A 20127-nucleotide genomic window follows, 5' to 3' on the forward strand; every position below is an offset into this window, starting at 1 on the left:
CAGCTGGCCAACGCCGACGAGGCGACCGTCGACCCGGCCGTCGGCGGAACCCGTTACGTCGACGACATGACCGTCTCGCCGGACGGCACCACGCTGTACGTCTCGCGGGCCAACCTCGACGACGTGGCCGCCTTCGACCTGGCGACGCATCAGATGCTGTGGCGCTCCCCGGTCGACGGCATCCACGCCGACCACATGGCGCTCTCGCCGGACGGCACCCGCGTCGTGGTCTCCGCGACCACCTCCACCGAGGCTGAGGTCTACAACGCGGCCACCGGCGCGCTGGTCGGCACCTTCCCGACCGGCAGCTACCCGCACCAGAACAACTACACCGCCGACGGCAAGTACATCTACAACGAGAGCATCGGCGTCACGCTGCTGCCCAAGGCGCTCAACGGGCTCAAGGGCGCGCTGCAGCTGGAGAAGGTCGACGCCAGTACCCTGAAGGTCGTCAAGACCTGGACCTTCCCGTACGGGCTGCGCCCGTTCGTGATCGCGCCGGACGGCACCACGATGTACGCCGACCTGTCCTACCTCAACGGCTTCATCAAGTACGACCTGAACACCAGCACCACCATCACCACGGTCAACCAGCCGTTCAGCGCCAACGCGGCGTCGGAGAGCCCTGACAGCTACCCGCAGAACTCCGCGCACCACGGCATCGCGCTGTCCGGCGACGGAACCAAGCTGTGCGACGTCGGCACCATCGACGACTACGCGAAGATCGTGGACGTCTCGACGCTGACCACGCAGGCCACCGTCACCTACCCGACCGGCAGCATCCCGTACTGGGCCGCCACCAGCGTGGACGGCAACTACTGCTTCGTTCCGCTGAGCGCGGGCAACGCGGTCTCCGTGATCAGCTACGCCACCGGCCAGGAGGTCACCCGCATCCCGGTGGGCAACTTCCCGCAGCGCGGCCGGCTCGCGCAGGTCACCGACGCCGCCCTCGCCGGGCTCTCCAGCTCGGCGGGCTGACCGGGACCCCGGGCCGGGGACGAAGCTCCCTCGGGAGCCAGGTGCAGCTCTGGCGCCTCGGCGGGCTGGGCGATTCCAGCCCGCCGGGGCGCGGCCCCGGCCCGGTCCGTGAACGCCGCGCTTCGTCCGCCGACCCGGACGGAGCGCGGCGTTCGCGCTGTCCGCGCACCGCGCGCGACCGCCGCGACATGGTGCGTTCCCGCACGGCCGGGCCCGGATTGACGCCAAGTTCGCCCTGTTGTGCCAGAGTTCTTCTCCTAGTGGTCATCGAGCGCCGCGCCCGCGCGCGGCGCCGCGGCTTCGGAGGAGGCACGGCGCGTGGGCGAGTCGGCGGGCAGGCCGGTCGTGCGGATCCTGATCGAGAAGATGCGCGCCGATCCGGCCACGCTGGACGGCGCGGTCGCCGCGGTGCGCCGCCAGTCGCCTCTCGTCGGACGGCTGCCCGAGCACCAGGTCCGGCGGCACGTGGCCGCGCTGCTTGACGTGGTCGCCAGCGCCTTCGCGCACAGCCCGGCCGCGCACAGCGGCGCCGAGGAAGGCCCGGTGTCTGGAGGCGGGGCCGGGGCCGGAGCGGGCGAGGGCGAACTCGGGCCGAGCGCCGCCGTGGCCGACCGCCTCGCCTTCGACCGCGCGATCCAGGGCGTGCCGCTCGCCGCGCTGCTCGACGGCTTCCAGGCCGGCCGTGTCTACGCCCTCTCCCGGCTGATCGACGAGGCGCGTGCCGCACACGCGACCGAGGAGCTGTTCGACGCGCTCGGCGAACTCGACGCGTACAGCCACGAGCTGCGCAACCGCCTGATCGACGCCTACCGGGTGCGGGAGGAGGAACTCGGCCGCAGCGGCTACTCGGCGCGCGCGCGGGCACTGCGCGAGCTGCTGCTCGGCGAGCCGACCGCCGCGCCGCCCGAGGCCTTGCTGGAACCCGGTCTGCGCTACCACTGCCTGATCGCGGACATCACCGATCCGCACCGCGCCGCGCCCACCGAAGCCGTGCTCGTCTCCGGCGGGGGAGTGTCAGGCTTCGTCGACGGCCAGCTCTGCTCGGCCACGCCGCGGCTCCCCCCGCCCGAGCGCGTCGGGGACCTGCTCGTGATCGCAACGCCGGCGGTGCGAATAACGCAGCTCGCTGATGCGTACCGGGCGGCCGCGGCGGCGATGGCCGCGGCACGCGCGAAGGGACTTCGAGGCCTGCGATCAGTGACCGACATGGCGGTCCCGGCGGCGGTGCACGCGCAGCCGCGGATCGGCCAGTTCCTCGCCGAGCAGCGCCTCGCCCGGCTGGATCCGGCCGAGCAGTTCCACCGGCTCCTGGCCGAGACCGCGCTGGCCTATCTGGAACACGGCCGGCGGGTCGAGAGCACAGCCGCGGCCCTGCACGTGCACCCGAACACGGTCAAGCACCGGCTGCGCCGCTTCGGCGCGCTCACCGACTTCGACGAGGCGCCCGAGCCCGGCGACACACTGGAACATTCGGTGCGGTGGTGGTGGGCGCTGCGCGCGTGGCTGGAGTAGCGGCCCGGCACGCCTTTCGGGCCGTTGTGGCGCCTCGTCGCGGGCCCGCCGCCGGCGCGACGGATATGGTCGGTCCATGGGGCAGCCAACCTTGCGAGTGACCTCGGTGAGCATCGCGGCGCCTGACCCCCGCGAGCTCGCTGCGTTCTACAGCCGTCTGCTCGGCGTGCCGGTGACCAGTTCCGAAGGTCCGCGCCCGGGCTTCCCGCCCAACGACGGATGGGCGCAGATCCGGCCCGCCGAGGGGCAGCCAGGACCGACGCTCAACTTCGAATACGAAGCCGAATACGTCCCGCCGGTGTGGCCATCCGTCGAGGGTCAGCAGCAGCTTCAGACGCACATCGACATCGCCGTTGACGACCTTGCCGCGGCTGTTGCCTGGGCAGAGCGCAGCGGCGCGAGGCTCGCCGACCACCAGCCGCAGGACGACGTGCGGGTCATGCTCGATCCTGTCGGGCACCCGTTCTGCCTGTTCGTTGCCCAGTAGGCGCCCAGCCGCCTGCGCCGGCCGGGTGATGCTCCGACAGGACTTGCCTGGAGAGCCGGTCGGCCTGGCGCGTGGTCTCCGGCAGCCGGTAGTCGGCGGCGAGTGCGAGCGTCAACTGCGCGGCTGCATCGAGGCCGATGCGGTGACCTGTCGAGACGAACACCGGTTTGGTCTCCCGCTGGGTGCGCAGTACCCGGCCGATCACCTCGTCGCGGTCCGTCAGGTACGACCACGCGCCGCGCTCCGGACCGGGCTGCGTGTATTCGCCGATGAACGCGGTCTTGGCCACGCCGAAGGCCGGCAGGTCCGTGATCACGCCGAGGTGGCAGGCCAGGCCGAAGCGGCGCGGGTGTGCGACGCCGTAGCCGTCGCACACGATTACGTCAGGCTGCTGGCTCAGTGCGGCGAGCGCGTCGAGTAGCGCGGGGATCTCGCGAAACGCCAGCAAACCGGGTATGTACGGGAATTCCACCGGGCGTATCGCCGAAGCGCTGTCGACCACCTGCCGCGTGGCCGCATCCAGTACGACCGCGGCGCCCGCGACGACGCTCTCGTCTTTCGCGTACGCCACGTCGACTCCGGCGATCAGGCGCACCTCGTCCGCTGTGACACCCTCCGCGCGCACCAGCGGGCGCAGGCGCTCCTGCTCCGCTCGGGCCGCCGCCTCGTCAAGCACAGCGCATCAGCGGCCGAGTATGCGGCGCAGCCGCCGCGCCTCGGTGGCGACCCGGCTCGGCTTCTCCAAGGCGATCAACGCGCCCAGTTCCGGGATCTCCTCGCGCAGATCCGCCACCCGCGCGCAGTCCGCGGCCAGGACCAGAAGGTCGGCCAGGCCTCTGACAGAGGGCTGCGACGTCAGCGCCGGCAGCGCCGCGGCGGCCACGCTGAACACCTCGCGGCGCGCGCCCGCCTGCGCGGCGCCGTCGAGCGCGTGCACGAGCCGGTTCGGCTTGATCATCCGGCTCGCCCACAGCTCGCCGCACAGCGCGCCCAGCGCCCTGGCGTCCAGCAGCGTGCGCGCGGCGAAGGTGACCATCGCCTCCACGGCCGCCGCGCGGTTCTCCGGCCGGCCGGCGGCCAGCCCGTAGGCCAGCGCCAGATGCGTCACCGGTCCCGGCCAGCCGGCTGTCCCGGCGAGCACCGGAAGCAGGGCATTGCGATCCCGCGCGGTGTCGTTCGCCTGCTGATAAAGCACCGGGATCGCGTGCGCGGCGACGACCTCCGGGTGGAACGGAAGCAGCGAGGGCCAGAGCGCGGCGTGCGTGCTGGATCCGTTCCACGCGAACAGGTTCACGTCGTCCGGATCGGGAATGCGGGCGAGGACCGTGACCGGGGAGGGCTGGCGGTCGACGGCGCCGATCAGTTCGTGGAAGGCCGAGAACCGCGGCGCGATCCGCGGTACTTGCACGACCCCGGTGCGCGTGCCCGCCGGGCCGTCCTGGGCGGCGCCGGACCGGCGGATGACGAAGCGTTCGAAGAACGGCAGCGCGCCCTCGCCCCAGGCGAACAGCGCGGCCAGCTCCTTGCCGGCCGGGGTCGCCAGCAGCGCGCTGGAGGCCAGGAGCGTCTGCGCGTCCTCCACGGGAACCCGAAGCAGCGCCTGCTCCAGGTCGCAGGGCAGCGGCGCGGCGCTTGAGCGTTCGTAGCGGTCGAGACGGAACCGCAGCACCTCGGGATCGATCGAGCCGTCGCCGTGGGTCGGCGTGGCCAGCAGGCCCGGAATCCGCACCCTGCCGAGGTTTTCTACGAGCTCGTACACGCGATAGAGCACCGCCCGGTCCGGCGCGACCGAACCGGACTGGCTGACGCCGTACAGCTCGTCCATGACGACAACCGCCCGCCGGTCCTCGCCGAGCAGCGCGTAGAGCAGGCACCGCAGCGCGCCCGCGAGTCCGCGCTGCTCCCACGGATCGAGACCGGTCGCCGGGAACCGGGCCGCGAGCGGGGCAAGCGCCTCGGCCAGGGCGAGGGCGTCGCGGTCGTACTCGGCCACCGCGCCGTCCAGAATCCGCTCGATGTCCTGCGCGCTCGCCTGCGCGGCCCCGTCCGCGAGCACCGAGCCGAGCAGCTCCACCAGTTCCCAGGTGGAGCGCACCGGTTCCGGCGCGGCGAGCGGCTGGTAAGCGGGCAGCAGCCTGGGAGAAGTCTGCGAGGAGGACCCGGTGCCGTCCGGGTCGCCGCCGAGAACGCGCAGCGCCTCGTCGCGCAGCACGGCGTCCAGCTTCAGCGCGGCGTCGTGCAGTTGCGCGACCTCGTCGGCGTCGAGGTGTTTCAGATACCTGACAACGATCCGCAGCGCCCGCTCCTGCACGGGCACGGCCGGGTGCGCGAAGGCGGCCGAGACCGCGTTCAGCAGCTCGGGCGCGCAGCCGCGGTCCCGGCGCACCGCCGCCTCGACCCAGGACAGCTGGGTGGTGACCAGGTTGCGCTCCGGCCGGCCGAGCACCGTCTTCGACACCTCGGCGAGCGTGACAGAGCCCAGACGCCCGGCGGCGTCCAAGTCGCGCAGCGCGCCCTGCGCCAACCGGGCCGACGGTCCCGCCCCGCGCCCGGCCAGCGCGACGAAGGTGGCCAGCCGGGCCGAGACCTCGTCGGCGCGCGGAGCGAGTCGCTCGGCGAGCAGCACGAAGCCGCGCAGGTTGCCGGGCCGGTCCCCGCGCAGCAGCTTGGCCAGGCACAGGTCCAGCAGTTCGCCGCGATCCAGCACGCCCTCGGCCGCGAGCGTCGCCAGTGCGCCGGCCCACTCGTTCTCCGGGGCGCGGCTCTGATCGGGCGCCGCGTCAGCCGGTCGCTTCTCGCCGCCGCCCGCGTCTTCGGGCTCTGCGTCGTCGAGGTGCGTGCCGACTTCGGCGACCTCGAACAGGCGTGGCACGATCTCCGTCAACCGCGGCTGCGCGCGCAGCCAGTCCAGCAGCGTCGCGTGATGCCGCACCGGCGGCCGCCAGCCCAGCTCGGCGAACCACTCGCGCACGTCGAGCCGGCCGCGCGCGTGGTCGCGGCTGACCGAGGAGCCCCGCAGCACCCACCCGAGGACGTAGCCGTCGGTGAGCGGCGGCTTCGCGCCGGACCACGCGGCCAGGCCGTCCGTCAGCGCCCAGCGGCGCGGATCCCCGGCCGCGGGCAGCCACTGCGCGAGCCGCCCGGCCAGATCGCGCTGCCACGCGCCGTCCCGGTGGTCGAGCAGCAGCGAAAGCAGGACCCTGCGCATGCTCGGCTCGCGGGAGCTGCCGTCAGGGCGCTGCCAGGCCGCGTCCCGCAGCACCGGGCTGGTCAGCCAGTCCAGCGCCTCGGCCGGATCGGCCGAGCACAGCACGCCGGCCAGGTACAGCGGCGCGAGCTGCGCGTACGCCTCGTCGTGTGCGGCGCGGTCGGTGGTCTTCAGCGCCGTCCGCAGCTGCGTTCGCAGAGCCTTGAGATGAGGCCGCAGGTGGGCGAGCTCGTCGGCGGGCGTATAGGCCAGTCGCCGCAGGACTCTTTCAGGCACCCGCCCGGCGATCAGCGCCCTCAGTTCGGACCACTCGACGCGGGCGGCGCTCTCGCCGAACGTCCGCGCCTCAGCCGCTCCCCACGCCATAATGACGACTCTAGTGCCTGATGCCCCGACCGGCATCGCACCCGGCGCCGCACGACGCCTGTCAGAACCCGGACGGATGGAACCAGGGTGCCAGCCCCCGCTGCTTAAACGCGCTATATCGCGCTACATTGCACGCATGACAACCGCCGACCTGACGCCGGAAGAGATCGCCGCCGCCCTCGCCGCGCGCCGCGAGCTCGGCCCGGAGTACGAGGACGCGATCGCGGCCTCCCTGGCCGACCGGGTCGAACGGGAGATCGCCGCACGGATGGACGCCGCGCGCAACCCGCCGGCTCCCGCGCCGCGCCAGCACGAGGCCCGCGGCGGCGGCAACGACTCGCGCTGGATCGCCACGGCCTCGCTCATCGCGGGCATCCCGGTCACCGGCATCGTGGCGGGCACCAGCCACGGCAACGTGTTCGCGATCGCGGTGGCCTGGGGAGGCATCGCGCTGGTGAACATGGCCCACGCCTTCGGCCGCCGGCATCGCTGAACGGGTCGCCGGCTGCACCGGCGCGTAGAGAGAAATGGCGTGGCGTCACAAGAGGCGCAGCTGCTCTGGGGCCGGGGGAGGAGACGGGGCGTCGGGGAGCGCGTCGCGCCCGCGTCCTTCGCCGGTCCGACTCGCGGTCGCGCCGCCGCGTGCAGTCGTGTCCTCGCGAGCCGTCGGCGTGCTCTGACGGTGTCCGCCCGCGCTGTCGCGGCCGATGCCTAGCTGACGCGCGTAACCCGCGACCTGCTCCGTGATCCGCCGCTGATAGCGCTTATCCGCGTACGAGCCGCCGCGATACAGCGCCCGGTAGCGGTCGACCAGCCCCGGGTGGTTCGCCGCCAGCCACGACAGGTACCACTCGCGGGCGCCCGGGCGCAGATGCAGCACGATCGGGGAGATGGATCGCGCCCCCGCCTGCGCGACCGCCGCCACCGTCGCCCGCAGCCGCGAGGGGGAGTCGGTCAGGTACGGCAGGATCGGCGCCATCAGCACCCCGCAGCCGAGCCCTGATTCGTTCAGCTTGCGCACCGCCTCCAGCCGCCGCAGCGGGCTCGGCGTGCCGGGCTCGACCGACCGCCACAGCTGCTCGTCGGTGAACCCGATCGAGAAGCTGAGGCCGACCGGCACCCGCTGCGCCGCCTCCTCGAGGGCGGCGAGATCGCGCAGGATCAGCGTGCCTTTGGTCAGGATCGAGAACGGCGTGTCCGACGCGGCCAGCGCCGCGATGATCTGCGGCATCATCCGGTAGCGGCCCTCAGCGCGCTGATAGCAGTCCACGTTGGTGCCCATCGCCACGTGCTCGCGCTGCCAGGACGGCCGCGCCAGCTCGCGGCGCAGCACCTGCGGCGCGTTGACCTTCACCACGATCTTCGAGTCGAAGTCGCGGCCCGCGTCCAGGTCCAGATACGTGTGAGTGTTGCGGGCGAAGCAGTACACGCATGCATGCGTGCATCCGCGGTAGGGATTGATCGTCCAGCTGAACCACGGCATTTCGCCCGGTACCCGATTGAGCACCGACTTGGCGTGCACCTCGTAGAAGGTCATGCCGCGAAACTCCGGCGTATCGAACGTGCGTGCAACCGCGCCGCCGAACAGCTCCAGCTGGCCTTCTCGCGCGCCACTATCGGACACCGCCTCCACGAGCTGGCCGGACCATCGCATGTCCCGAGTATAGAACTCACGTTCGAATCGATGTCAACGCTTCGCCATGGTCCGCCGCGGGCCGCGGCCGGTCCGGGATCGGTAACTTTCAGCCTGATAGTTCAAGATTTGTCCCCGCTGAACTGCGGTTTGCCGCTCGCGGCCCCCGGCGTCCGCGCCGCGGCGCGTTGCCGCCCGCAGCCTTCGAAACTACGGTGCCAAAACCCGCCGGGCACGTACACATTCGCTCAGATTGCGACGAGGAGTCGTCATGTCCGATCCGCAATCGTCACCCGGTCCGCGCGGCGCGTATGGTCCGCACGGTGCACACAGTGCGCGCCCGCGCGACGCCGCCGGCATGCGCCCGCCGGCCGGCCCGAGCCGCCGCCAGTTCCTCGGCCGCGCGGGAGCCGGCGCGGTGGCGCTCGGCCTTGGCGCGGCGGGCGCGGACCAGCTGCTGGCGATGCCCAGCGCGCAGGCCGCGACCGGGTTCGGGTACGGCAGCAGCGGCGGTTACTACACGGTGAGCACCGGCGCGGGCCTGACCTTCAAGATCCGCCAGTCGAACGGGGACATGACCTCGTTCGTGTACAACGGCGTCGAGCTCACCTCCCCGAGCCGTCCGTCGAACGTCGAGTCGGGGCTCGGCACCGGCGCCAGCGTGAGCGCCTACCAGAGCGGCAACTACATCGTGCTCACCGAGAGCGCGACCAACTTCTACGGCAGTGGCACCATCCACCACTACCTCGTCGTGCAGAACGGCGTGAACAACGTCTACATGGCGACCTACGTCGACTCCGCCGCGGCCGGCGAGCTGCGCTGGATCCAGTCGCTGAACCGGGCCGTGCTGCCGAACATCTCGGTCTATTCCGACGTCAAGGGCGGCACCGCGATCGAGTCCAGCGACATCTACCTGGTCAACGGCCAGACCAGGTCGAAGTACTACGGCAACAGGCAGGCGCGGAACCTGACCGTGCGCGGGGTGACCGGCAACGGCGTCGGGGTCTTCATGGACTTCGGCAACCGCGAGTCCAGCAGCGGCGGCCCGTTCTTCCGCGACATCGAGCAGCAGGGCACCTCCGACTCGATCCAGGTCTACAACTACCTGTTCTCCGGCCACAACGACACCGAGCCGCAGCGGCTCAACGTCCTCTACGGCCCCTACGCGCTGCTGGTCACGAACGGATCAACGCCCTCGGCGCCCGACCTGAGCTTCATGTACAACTTCGGCTTTGCCGGAACGGTCTCGGCCTCAGGACGCGGATACGTCGTCGGAAAGGCCTCGGGCCTCACCGCCGGATCGACCCCGCTGGTGGGCTGGGCGAACTCCACCGCGCAGTACTGGGCCGCGCCCAACGCCTCGACCGGGGACTTCTCCAGCCCGGCGATGAAGCCGGGGACGTACACGCAGACGCTGTACCAGGGCGAACTCGCCGTCGCCGCCCGCAGCGTCACGGTCACCGCCGGCGCGACGACCACCGGGCAGAACCTCGCCTCGACCTGGAACACGCCGTCCGCGCCGATTTTCCGCATCGGCACCTGGGACGGCACGCCCTCAGGGTTCAAGAACTTCGGCAACCTGAGCCTGATGCACCCCTCGGACACGCGCAACGCCAGCTGGGGACCGGTGACCTACACCGTCGGCTCCAGCCAGGCCGGCGACTTCCCGGCGTACCAGTGGAAGGACTCGAACAACCCGACCACGGTCGTGTTCAACCTGAGCTCCAGCCAGATCGCCGCACGCACCGTGCGCATCGGCATCACTGCCGCCTATGACGGCGGCCGCCCGCAGATCACGGTGAACAACTGGACCTCGCCCGCGCCCTCCGCGTCCAGCCAGCCCAGCTCGCGCAGCCTGACCATCGGCACCTACCGCGGCAACAACGCGCTGTACACGTACAACGTGCCGGCCAGCGCCTTCGTGTCCGGGACGAACCGGATGACCATCAACGTGATCAGCGGCACGGCCGGCTACGGCGGATACCTCAGCCCCGGCTACAGCTACGACTGCGTCGAAATGTACTGACGCGACGTCTGCCGCAGCACGTTGAGTTGCTCCAGTAGAAAGCGTGTCAGCAGAAAGCGAAAGTAGAAAGCACGACCCGGTCGGCGCCGGCCGCCGGTTCGACGTGGGGCTCGAACCGGCGGCGGTGGGCGCCGACCGGGGGTGGGGGAGTGGTGCGTGGATTCAGTCCTGCAGGATGTGGTCCACCAGCGCGCGGTACTGGCGCATCGCGAGCCGCAGTTCCTCGGTCTCGCCGTGTCCGTCGTGCTCCCAGCCCGAGGTCAGGCCGCGGCGGCGCTCCTCGACGCTGGCGGCGAACGCGCGGGCCACGTCGGCCACCAGGCGGTCGGCGTCCTCCACGGCGCGGCGCGGGTCGTCGATGAACTCGGCCTGGATGCCGTGCCACCGCTCGCGGAAGTCCAGCGAGGTCTCGGGGGCCAGCACGGGGCCGGGGTCGGTCGCCAGTGGCGACTGTGCGGTCGGGCTGCTCGGGGTGGTCGCAGCGGCCGGGGTGGCTGGCGGCGTGGCCGGTGACCCGGCTATCACGGCCTCCGGCACCATCGCCGGCTGCATCGGCGTGCTCTGCGGCTGCGTCTGCACCGCGTCGCCGGACATCGAGTCGTCGCTCAGCTCCTCGTCGCGATCCGCCGCGAAGTCCTGGCCGGCCGGACGGGAGTCCATCTCGCCGCCGTGGAACCCGCTGTGCTCGATCTCGTCCGGCTCCGCCCCGCCATGGCCGATCGCCCCGCCATGGCCGATCGTCCCGTCGTGACTCATCGTCGCGCCGGGCTCGGCCGTGGAAAGTGTGGTCGCCCGCGATTCATCCTCGCCCTCGGGCTCCCGCTCTCCCAAGGCCTCGTCTTCCGCGGCACCGTCATCCATGGCCTCATCGCGTACAGCCCCGTCTTCGCGCTCGGCGTCCCGCGCCCTCAGGTCGCGATTGACGGCGCCGGTCGTGGTCTGCTGCGGCGCGGCCTCGGCGCCTTCGAGGTCTGGGTCCGGCTCGCGCCCGTCCTCGTATCCGTATCCGAACGAACCCTCGTGCCCGGCCCGTTCCTCCTCGGCTCGCTCCTGCTCGAGTTCGCCGTCGCGCTCAGTGCTCTGTGACGCGCTCTCAGACTTGAATATCGGCATCGTGTTCCCCTTCGATCAACGTTGACCGGCGTGGGCGCGCTCGGCACCGGCGTGGCCGAGCAGATCGTTGAACATCACGCGGTAGTGCAGCAGCGCCTGGCGCAACGCCTCGGTCGACGAGTCCACGGCGCCGTCCGCGGCACCGGTCTCGCGCCGAGCGGCGAATCCGTCGCCGTTCAGGCCGCGCTGGGCCAGTTCACGCGCCTGGCGGTAGTCGCCCAGGGCGTAGGCGTGATCCACGGAGGCAAGCTCCAACTGCTTCTCGCGGTCGTCGGACGGGTAGCCGATCGCGGTGAGCAGACCGCTGATCACTTGGTCGGCCTGCTGCGTCGCACCGCGCGGGTCCTCGATGAATCGCTCCTGCACGCTGTTCCACGTGCGCTCGTACCGCTCGCGCTCGTCCTGGGCGAGGGGCCGCAGCTTCAGCGCGTCGTGCTCGCGCACCCGCTCGGCCAGCTCCTGCTCGGCCGCCGCCTGGTCGCCGTGCCGCGCCGCGACCCTGTCGTATTCAGGGCCGAACCTGCGGCGCAGGTCGTGACCGCGGTCGCGGGTGCCGGTGCGCAGGATCAGCACCGCCGCGCCGAGCACCACGATGACCGCGAGGACGATGGCGAGGATGATAGTGCCGCTCATCAGATTCTCCTCCTCGGAAGGCCGAGGAAGCGGATACCCGTGCGCGGCGAATCAAACGTACGTGCACTTCAATGCGCGCCGATGGCGCCCCAATCCGCTACCGGGCGCGATCGCTTGGGCACCGAGGGCTACGGCTTGCGCCCGACCCCGGCGAAGATCCCGAACTTGGTGATCTGCGCGTCCGGGTCCGGCCGCCACTCGGAGATGGTCACCAGCCCCGGCTCCACCAGCTCGAACCCGTCGAAGAAGCCGAGCACCTGCTGACGCGGGCGCAGGTTCAGCGTCGCGGTGGCGTTGCGGTACACCGCCACGGCTTCGGTCGTGTCGTAAACCGCGTTGTCGCCGGTGCCGTGCGTGAGCGCCAGCCAGCTTCCCGAGGGGAGTGCGTCGCGCAACGTGCCGACGATCCGTGCCGGCTCCTCCAGATCGGTGACGAAGTGCAGTACGGCGATCAGCAGCACGGCCACCGGCTGGTCGAAGTCGATCAGCGACTTGACGATCGGGTTCTCGAGCACAGCCGCCGGGTCGCGAAGATCCGCGAGCGCGAAGCCGGTGCCCTCCGCGTCCATGAGCCGCGCTTGGGCGTGAACGCCGACGATCGGGTCGTTGTCGATGTACGCGACGCGCGTCTCCGGTGCGATGGCTTGCGCGACCTCGTGCGTGTTCGGTGAGGTCGGGATGCCCGTGCCGATGTCGATGATCTGCCGCACGCCGCCCTCGACGACGGCTCGCACCGCGCGGCGCATGAACGCCCGGTTGCCCTGGATCGCGTCGCGGATCCGCGGCGAGGTGGCCAGGGCCCGCTCGGCCGCGTCGCGATCGACCTCGTAGTTGTCCCGGCCGCCCAGCCAGTAGTCGTACATGCGCGCCGGATGCGGCCGTCCGGTGTCGATCTCGGATGCCGGTAGACCGCGGTCGTTCATGCGTTGCTCCATGATCCGTCGCTGTACTGACGATCTCTGCCTTCGCAGAGGATTCGCATCTTCGCACACGTGCATGAAGCTCGGGCGCGCCGGTTAGCGCGGGCCGGCGCGCCCGAGGTCGCTGTGGCGTGGCGTGGACGCCGGTCAGCTCCAGGACCACTGCTGGTTGGAGCCGCCACTCCCGCCGCCACTACCTCCGCCGCCGCCGTTGAAGCTGGACGGGTCGTAGCAGGAGTTGTCGGAGGAGTCGAACAGCGGGGTGGTGTCCACCGGCTCGTCGCTCGGCGGGTTGACGATCACCGAGGCCGAGTTCTGGGTGAGGTTGTCCTCGCAGTTGATGACGTCGCTGGAGTTGCCGCCCTCGCCGCCGATCCACAGGTCGATGTGGTACAGATTCGGGCCGCCGTCAGGGCCCTGACCCGTCCAGTCCTGGTCGCACTCGACGCAGTCGTCCTCCATGATGAAGTAACGGTGCAGGTAGGGGTAGTACACCTTGGTCCCGATCGGCAGTTCCGCCTTGTCGGTCGCGTAGGTGATCGGATCCGAATAGGTGCCGGTGCCGCCGGCCGCGTCGTGGATGGTCGGGTTGCCGTCGCTCGCCGGGTACGCGATGTCGTTCCCGGGCGGGGAGTTGTCCGGCCACCCGTAGAGGGTGACCAGGAAGTTGCGCGTGGTGCCGGCCTGGGCCGAGGTCGCGGACGCGAACAGGCCGAATCCGGCCAGCGCGAGGGTGAGCAGCCCGCCGATCAGCGCCCAGAGGCGCGTTCTGGTCAGCCGCATGGGGTCCTCCCGACTGAGAAGGGAAACCTGCGTGGGTAGGTGGTTCCTCTCGCCGTGCGCCGCCGGCTCTGCCGCTCCTCCTTCCTCTGTGAATAAGGGTCCTCAGACCGGCGCCCCCGGAGGGTCAGCTGTGCAGGGCGCCGTAGATCTCCAGGTGGTTCTGGTCACCGACGAACACCATCCCGTGCGCCGTGGTCGGGACGGTGAAGTGGTCGAATTCGCCGGGCAGCAGGCCGTCGCGGGACGGGTCGCGGGCGCTGTCCCACAGCGGCGTCGCGATGTTCGACGCGTCGAACGCCCGCAGCACCGCGCCGTGCGTCTGGTCGACAGTCCACACGACGCCGCTGCCGGGCTTCGTCCCGTTGCTGCTGACGACCGGAATCGCGCCGGGATGGTCATAGGGGAGCGGGGCCTGGGCGACCGGCTGCGGCACGATCGTTCCGTCCCGCGCGAGCCGCCATTGCGTCAGCCGGCCCTGCGCGCCGCTTCCGTACACGAAGTCAGTTGCCTCGCCGGAGCCCGATACCGTGGCCGTCGACCAGAACGCCCAGGTTCCCCACATTCCGCCGGGCACGGTGTTGACGGTCAGTTCCTGCTTGATCCGATCGACGTCGGTGCGTGCCCGAGCAACCGTCGCACAGGGGTTCGCGACGCTGTGGTAGCCGCCGAGGCTTGACTCAGAGAGCAGATACACCGCGCCGGTCTTCGAGGAGAGCACCAGCTCGTCATGGCCGGGCACCATCAGCGGCGAGCCCGAGCCGAGGTCCTGGTCGTGGCGCACCCGGCACAGCTGGTCGAACGGCGTGAAGGAGTCCACGATGCGCAGCGTGCCGTCCTGGACTGTCATCTCCAGCACCGAGTCGCCGACGTCCGCGCCGCCGCTGTCCAGGTCGAACGGGCCGTTCCCGGTGACCAGGAAGAGGTGACCGTGACCGTCGGCGGAGATGCCGGCCTGGGACTCCCACAGACCCGCGCCCCACTGGTCCGGGCTGGTGTTGTACACCACGAGCCGCGCGAGCGACGCGGCCGAGTAGCCGAGCACCCAGCCGTGGTACGGATTCCAGCCGCACCACGAGGCGAAGCCCGCGTAGATCACGCCGCGCACCTCGGTCAGCGCCATCCGCTGCTGCTCCTCGGTCGCGGCGAAGGCCACGGTCCCGTTGTGCGCGTCGAGCCCTTGTCCGGGAACTGACGCACCGACGATCGCAGAGGGCTGCTTGTCGCGTCCGGTGGCCAGATCCAGGGCGTGCAGGCGGTAGGTCAAGGCACCCTGCTCCACGTCCAGGGCCATGACGTAAAGGGTCTGCGTCGACCAGTCGATCACCGGTGTGCTCGTGATCCCGACCTCGGGCGTGATCGAGTCGCACAGCCGGTTCTTGGCTACGCGATCAGCCGCCGCCTGGAACGTACGCCCCCCAGGCGTCAACAGCGAGACGTGCCACAACGCCCCGGCTGAGGAAGCCGTCTGATCCGCATCGAACGCGTACACGCTGTCGTGCTCGGTCGCCACGATCACCACGTCGTGCCGTGCGCCGTCGATAGTGAATGAGGGTACGAACAGCGGTTGCGCGTAGATCTTCCCGTCCACGGGCAGCGACGCGCGCTTGCCGAACCGGCCTGACTTCAACAGCGCCGGGCTCAGCTCAGGCTCGGCCGAATCCAAGCCCAGCCTGGTCAGATCCCCGCGCGCGGTCAGGACGGCGTCCGCCGGCCCGGGCTTGAGATCGATCCGGGTGCGGGCCAGCGGGTCCGCGCCGTGCAGCCGTGGCGAACCCGCGGCGGCCGCCTCCGTGCCCGGGCCGGGCTCACCTCCCGGCCCGGGCACGGAGGCGGCCGCGAGCCCCCAGCGCAGCGCGAGCGCACCACAGACCAGCACGGCGGCGGCGAGGACGGCACCGATCGCGGTGCGGGCGGTTACGGGCCGCCTCGCCGCGCCTTCGCGGGCCGGGCCTGTCCAGGCAGCACTTCTCCGCACAGGCACGGCCGCTCTCCGGTGGGTAGTCGGAACAGCTGAAGGCGCTAGTTAGTCAAGTTTCCTAACGCTGTAATGCACCGGAAGAGTACGGCCGCGCCCGGACCGGGTCAATACCCGCGGCCTCTATCTACGCGATACGCATAACCACTGATGAACCGGCACACGGCTGAGACTCCGCGAGCCGCGCGCTCGATCAATCCGGGGCGGCGGGAACGGTAACCTGTCGGACACGGCCGTCCGGCCGCGCATGTCAGCCCACGAAAGAGAGCCAGGCCGTGACCGACCGGTTCGATACGGCCGCGATCCGCGGCCGGGTGCTCGACGCCTGGGCGGCCGCCCCGGTGCGCTTCCGCGAGGACGCGAACCTCGAGGAGGACCTGGTCCTCGGCGCGTACCGGGACCGCGTCGTCATCGAGCTGGCCCAGAACGCCGCCGACGCCGCGACCCGGGCCGGGCGCACCGGCCGCCTGCGCATCACCCTGCGGCAGCCGCCCGGCGGTCCGGCCACGCTCGTGGTCGCCAACACCGGCAGCCCGCTCGACGCCGCCGGAGTGGTCAGCCTCTCCACCCTGCGCGCCTCGTCCAAGCGCGACGAATGGGACCCGGGCAGCGACCCCGCGACCGACGACGTGCCCACCTCCGGCGGAACCGTCGGCCGCTTCGGCGTCGGGTTCGCCGCCGTGCTCGCGGTCAGCGACGAGCCGGCGGTGCTCTCCCGGCACGGCTCCGTCCGCTTCTCCAACGCCGACGCGCGCGCCGCCGTCGAGGACATCTCCGTCCGCAGCCCCGAACTCGGGCTCGAGCTGCGCCGCCGCGAGGGCCGCATCCCGGTGCTGCGCCTGCCGTACCCGACCGACGGCCAGCCGCCGCAGGGCTACGACACCGCGGTCGTCCTCCCGCTGCGCGACAGCGCCGCCGAGGAACTCGTGCGCAGGCTGCTGACCGAGATAGACGACGCGCTGCTGCTCGCCCTCCCGCAGCTGGCCGAGATCGTCGTCGAGGTCGACGACACGACCCGCACGCTCACCTCCCGGCGCGGCGGCGACCACGAGTGGATCATCGGCGACGGCGCCCGCACCACCCGCTGGCGGCTCGCCCGCGCGCACGGTCCGCTGGACCCGCTGCTGCTGGCGCACCGGCCGGTCGAGGAACGTGCCCGCCCCTACTGGTCCGTGACCTGGGCCGTCCCCATCAGTTCTGAAGCGAGCGGCGCATTAGAGAGCGGCGCGGTCGAGCCCCACCGCCCCCAAACCATCCCCGTCGTGCACGCCCCCACCCCCACCGACGAACCGCTCGGCCTGCCCGCGCTGCTGATCGCCTCGTTCCCGCTGGATCCCACGCGCCGGCACGTCGCCCCCGGCGATCTGACGGACTATCTGCTCGACCAGGCCGCCGCAGCCTACGCCGACCTGTTCGCGCAGTGGCCGGCCCGCACGCCCGGCCTGCTGCGCCTGGTGCCCGGTCCGGTCGCCGAGGGCGCGCTCGACGCGGCACTGCGCGAACGCATCTCGCGCCGGCTGCCGGAGACGCCGTGCCTGCCCGCGGCCGACGGCGGCCGCGAACTGCTGCGCCCGAAGGACGCCACCGTCATCGTGCCCTGCGATGAAGCGCTGGTCGCCGCGGTCGCGGACGTGATCCCCGGTCTGCTGCCCGCGGGCTGGGAGCGCGACACCATCGCGCTGACCGCGCTGCGCGTGCGCAGGCTGGACCTGGCCGAACTGGTCGAGATCCTCGCCGCGCTGCGCCGCGACCCCTCCTGGTGGGGCCGCCTCTACGCGGCGCTCGACGGCCTGGCCGGATACGACCCCGGCGCCCGCGAGGCGTTGACCGCGCTGCCGGTGCCGCTCGCCGACGGCCGCACCGTGCGCGGCGCGGCCGGCACGCTGCTGCCGGGTGACACCTCGTCAGGCTCGGCTCTTTACGGCACCGCCGGACTCGACGAAGTGCGGCTCGACGCGCTGCGCCCTCTCGGCCTGCGGATCGTGCACCCCGCCGCACTCGGCCCCGGCGCATACGCGCTGCTCGAACGACTAGGCGCCCAGCCGGCCCAGCCGCGTGCCGTCCTCGCCTACCCTGCACTGCACGCCGCGATCGCCGCCGCCCGCGACGACCTACCGCAGGCCGACCCCGAAAACCTCGTCCACCCCGGCGCGATCGCCGAGGCGGTGCTCACGCTCGTGCGTGCCGCCGAACCGCGCCCTGACGAGCGCTTCGGCCTCGACGCCCTCCTTCTCCTGGACGATCAAGGCTCCTACACTCCGGCCCGCGAACTGCTGCTGCCCGGCTCCCCGCTCGCCGAGATCGTCGAACCGACGGCGTTCGGCCGAGTCCACGCCGAATGGGTCCGCCGCTGGGGAGCCGAGACCCTGCGCGCGGTCGGCGTCCTCGACACGTTCACGCTCGTTCGCGTCACCGACGTGCTGCTCGACCCGGACGCCGTCGACCGCGAGCTGCTGGAGCTGGACGGCTTCGACGACTGGCTCGACGACCTGCGCGACCTCCTGCCGGCCGACCTTCGCGACACGCCTCCGGTCGCCCCCGAGCTGATCGCCGTGCGCGACCTGGACCTGGTCGCCCCGGGCCGCTGGTCCGCCGCGCTCGACCTGCTCGCCGGCCCGGCACTGCGCGCCGCGATCACCCAGCCGATCAGAGTGCTGACCGGCGACGGCGGATCGCTGCGCGTGCCCTCGTACACGTCCTGGTGGCTCAGCCGGAACCCCGTCCTCGACGGCCGCTGCCCCGCGGACCTCGCCACAGGCGGCGGCCTGCTGCGCGGCCTCTACGACGAGATCACCGACACCGCCGCCGCACCGCAGGCCGACCCCCACCCGACCGCCCCGTCCGACCACCACCCGGACCCTCACCCCGACCTCAAACACCACCCCGACGCCCTTCGCCTCCCCTCCGATTTCCTGATCGGCCTCGGCGTCCGCACGACCCTCGACGCGCTGCTCGACGCCCCCGGCGGCCCCGACGAACTGCTCGACCGGCTCGCCGACCCGACCCGTCACGTCAGCGGCGCCCAGCTCGTAGACCTCTACAACACCCTCGCCGACGTCCCCGAGAACCGCGTCGCCCCGCCCTCCGTACTCCGCGCGTTCCTCGACGGCCGCTCCGCGACCGACGATGGCCGTCCGGTGCTCGCCGACGCGGCAGACGTCGCGGTCATCGACGCCCCCGATCTGCTGCCCCTCCTCGGCGACCGGCCGTACCTACCGGTCCCGCCGCGCACCGCGGAGCGGCTGGCTGACCTGCTCGACCTCAACCTGGCGTCCGAGTTGGTGACGGGCCGGGTCACCTCCGAAGGCGAACGCCAAGACGTCCCGGACGTGGTGCTGGACCTGCTGCCCGACGCTCCCGAGACCTACCTCGAACACGAGGAGCTCATCCTCGACGACGAGATCGAGACCGACTGGCGCGTCATAGACGGCGAGGTGCACGCCTCCACGTTCGACGGCCTCGCACGCGCCCTGGCCTGGGCTGCCGGCCGGTGGGATCGCAGGCACCTGATCGCCGCCCTGCTCGCCGAACCGGAGCGCGCCGACGAACTCGCCGCCGAAGCCTTCTTCGAGTAACCCTCCCCGGTGGGGTCTGCGGGCCCGTCTCAATCCCCCGCCCGCAGACCGCGCCTTTTGCCACCAACTCAGCTGCTCGCCTTACCCCCACCCCACCCCTTCACCTCAACTGAAGTGCGTTCGTGGCCGCTCCTCCAACGCCCCGTCCACATAGACATCCACCTTTTCATTGTAAAAAGATGCCAACCCCGCGATCTTCTGCGATTCCGGCAGCGGCGTGCGATAGAACCACACCACGTCCTCATGCACAGCCGTGCCGGTATCCACCGACCAGTACTCAGCCGTGCCCTTGTACGGGCAGTGCGTCTGCGTCGACGACGGCCGCAGCAAGTCCATGCGGATGTCGGTGAACGGCAGGTAGTAGCGCGGCGGCAGCCCCGTCTCGAAGAGGATGCGCGGCTGGTGGCTGTCCGCGACCGTTACGCCGTCGATCTCCACCCGGATGTGCCGCGAACTGGCGAGGATATCCACGCGCGTGTACGGATCGCGCGGGTGCACGTAGATCGGCTCGTCCTCCTCGAACCACTCGCCCATCGCGGCGAAGTCGAGCCGCACCAGCCCGCGCAGTGCCTCCAGCGGCGAGTCGGGATACCGCCGCGCCGCACCCTCAGCGCGTGCCCCGTCGGCCACCACGTCGTACAGCTGCGCCTCACCCCGGCTCGGCGACCGCTCAGTCCGCCCGGTCGGCTCCAGCTTCGCCCGCACGTCCTCGGCCGGCAGGTAGTACGTCGGGTAGTACGGCGCCTCCCAGACCAGCCGGGGACGCGTCGTGTCCGCCACCAGCGCGCCGCCCAGGTAGACGCGCACCCGCTTGCGCCCCTCCTCGACCCGCACCCGCCCGCGGTTGTCCTGGCTCATCTCGCCATCTCCTCTGCTCGCTGCGCTGCCAACCACTCCCTCCCCTCAGCGAGCCACCGC

General features: G+C 71.6%; 15 protein-coding genes. 6 read left to right on the forward strand and 9 right to left on the reverse strand.

Annotation, left to right across the window (positions count from 1 at the left end):
- The 3 genes from VFB40_RS09370 to VFB40_RS09380 form a co-directional block, all read left to right on the forward strand.
- Positions 1–978, forward strand: a 978-nt coding sequence (locus VFB40_RS09370; RefSeq protein WP_324848971.1) for a YncE family protein, incomplete at its 5' end; no start/stop codon positions are given.
- A gap of 318 nt (positions 979–1296) precedes the next feature.
- Positions 1297–2490: a helix-turn-helix domain-containing protein gene (locus VFB40_RS09375; RefSeq protein WP_324848973.1), complete on the forward strand. Its 1194-nt coding sequence runs from the start codon at positions 1297–1299 to the stop codon at positions 2488–2490.
- 76 nt (positions 2491–2566) lie between these two features.
- Positions 2567–2977 carry a VOC family protein gene (locus VFB40_RS09380; protein WP_349261411.1) on the forward strand — a complete coding sequence of 137 codons (411 nt, stop codon included), beginning with the start codon at positions 2567–2569 and terminating at the stop codon, positions 2975–2977.
- Here VFB40_RS09380 and nfi read toward each other — a convergent pair.
- Together nfi and VFB40_RS09390 are read right to left on the reverse strand one after the other, a co-directional pair.
- On the reverse strand, positions 2928–3653 hold the full coding sequence (gene nfi, locus VFB40_RS09385; protein WP_324848977.1) for a deoxyribonuclease V: 726 nt from the start codon (positions 3651–3653) through the stop codon (positions 2928–2930). The two genes, VFB40_RS09380 and nfi, sit on opposite strands and share 50 nt — an antisense overlap.
- 6 nt (positions 3654–3659) lie before the next feature.
- Complete coding sequence (locus tag VFB40_RS09390) at positions 3660–6551, reverse strand: DUF7824 domain-containing protein (RefSeq protein ID WP_324848979.1); 2892 nt, start codon at positions 6549–6551, stop codon at positions 3660–3662.
- A 136-nt stretch (positions 6552–6687) separates the two neighbouring features.
- Here VFB40_RS09390 and VFB40_RS09395 point away from each other — a divergent pair, with 136 nt between their 5' ends.
- Complete coding sequence (locus tag VFB40_RS09395) at positions 6688–7044, forward strand: hypothetical protein (protein WP_324848981.1); 357 nt, start codon at positions 6688–6690, stop codon at positions 7042–7044.
- Between the two features lie 45 nt (positions 7045–7089).
- Here the strand turns inward: VFB40_RS09395 and VFB40_RS09400 are convergent, their stop codons facing one another.
- Positions 7090–8205 carry an Rv2578c family radical SAM protein gene (locus VFB40_RS09400; protein WP_324848983.1) on the reverse strand — a complete coding sequence of 372 codons (1116 nt, stop codon included), beginning with the start codon at positions 8203–8205 and terminating at the stop codon, positions 7090–7092.
- Between the two features lie 250 nt (positions 8206–8455).
- Between VFB40_RS09400 and VFB40_RS09405 the strand changes: the two genes are divergently transcribed.
- Positions 8456–10210, forward strand: coding sequence for a rhamnogalacturonan lyase B N-terminal domain-containing protein (locus VFB40_RS09405; protein ID WP_324848985.1), 1755 nt, complete (start codon positions 8456–8458; stop codon positions 10208–10210).
- Between the two features lie 162 nt (positions 10211–10372).
- On the opposite strand, the gene VFB40_RS09410 is transcribed toward VFB40_RS09405, so the two are convergent.
- The 5 genes from VFB40_RS09410 to VFB40_RS09430 all read right to left on the reverse strand — a co-directional run bounded on the left by VFB40_RS09410 (position 10373) and on the right by VFB40_RS09430 (position 15640).
- Positions 10373–11323 carry a hypothetical protein gene (locus VFB40_RS09410; protein WP_324848987.1) on the reverse strand — a complete coding sequence of 317 codons (951 nt, stop codon included), beginning with the start codon at positions 11321–11323 and terminating at the stop codon, positions 10373–10375.
- A 15-nt stretch (positions 11324–11338) separates the two neighbouring features.
- A complete protein-coding gene (locus VFB40_RS09415; protein ID WP_324848989.1) occupies positions 11339–11956 on the reverse strand; it encodes a hypothetical protein in 618 nt (205 codons plus the stop codon).
- A 128-nt stretch (positions 11957–12084) separates the two neighbouring features.
- Positions 12085–12879, reverse strand: a complete 795-nt coding sequence (locus tag VFB40_RS09420) for an SAM-dependent methyltransferase (protein WP_324848991.1) — start codon at positions 12877–12879, stop codon at positions 12085–12087.
- A 144-nt stretch (positions 12880–13023) separates the two neighbouring features.
- Positions 13024–13659 (reverse strand): hypothetical protein, encoded by a 636-nt coding sequence (locus VFB40_RS09425; RefSeq protein ID WP_324848993.1) that lies wholly within the window; start codon positions 13657–13659, stop codon positions 13024–13026.
- A 124-nt stretch (positions 13660–13783) separates the two neighbouring features.
- A complete protein-coding gene (locus VFB40_RS09430) occupies positions 13784–15640 on the reverse strand; it encodes a hypothetical protein (protein WP_324848995.1) in 1857 nt (618 codons plus the stop codon).
- Between the two features lie 269 nt (positions 15641–15909).
- On the opposite strand from VFB40_RS09430, the gene VFB40_RS09435 reads away from it, so the two are divergent.
- On the forward strand, positions 15910–19209 hold the full coding sequence (locus VFB40_RS09435; RefSeq protein WP_324848997.1) for a sacsin N-terminal ATP-binding-like domain-containing protein: 3300 nt from the start codon (positions 15910–15912) through the stop codon (positions 19207–19209).
- Positions 19210–19314: 105 nt separating this feature from the next.
- Here the strand turns inward: VFB40_RS09435 and VFB40_RS09440 are convergent, their stop codons facing one another.
- Entirely contained in the window at positions 19315–20067 is a 753-nt protein-coding gene (locus VFB40_RS09440) for a DUF427 domain-containing protein (protein WP_324848999.1), read from the reverse strand.
- Between the last annotated feature and the right edge of the window lie 60 nt (positions 20068–20127).

This window comes from Actinocrinis sp. (assembly GCF_035650855.1).
GTDB lineage: Bacteria > Actinomycetota > Actinomycetes > Streptomycetales > Catenulisporaceae > Actinocrinis.

Coding starts and splice junctions, on each gene's coding strand:
- VFB40_RS09380 (WP_349261411.1), top strand. CDS start 2,567: ATGGGGCAGCCAACCTTGCGAGTGACCTCGGTGAGCATCGCGGCGCCT.
- VFB40_RS09390 (WP_324848979.1), bottom strand. CDS start 6,551: ATGGCGTGGGGAGCGGCTGAGGCGCGGACGTTCGGCGAGAGCGCCGCC.
- VFB40_RS09395 (WP_324848981.1), top strand. CDS start 6,688: ATGACAACCGCCGACCTGACGCCGGAAGAGATCGCCGCCGCCCTCGCC.
- VFB40_RS09400 (WP_324848983.1), bottom strand. CDS start 8,205: ATGCGATGGTCCGGCCAGCTCGTGGAGGCGGTGTCCGATAGTGGCGCG.
- VFB40_RS09405 (WP_324848985.1), top strand. CDS start 8,456: ATGTCCGATCCGCAATCGTCACCCGGTCCGCGCGGCGCGTATGGTCCG.
- VFB40_RS09410 (WP_324848987.1), bottom strand. CDS start 11,323: ATGCCGATATTCAAGTCTGAGAGCGCGTCACAGAGCACTGAGCGCGAC.
- VFB40_RS09415 (WP_324848989.1), bottom strand. CDS start 11,956: ATGAGCGGCACTATCATCCTCGCCATCGTCCTCGCGGTCATCGTGGTG.
- VFB40_RS09420 (WP_324848991.1), bottom strand. CDS start 12,879: ATGAACGACCGCGGTCTACCGGCATCCGAGATCGACACCGGACGGCCG.
- VFB40_RS09425 (WP_324848993.1), bottom strand. CDS start 13,659: ATGCGGCTGACCAGAACGCGCCTCTGGGCGCTGATCGGCGGGCTGCTC.
- VFB40_RS09440 (WP_324848999.1), bottom strand. CDS start 20,067: ATGAGCCAGGACAACCGCGGGCGGGTGCGGGTCGAGGAGGGGCGCAAG.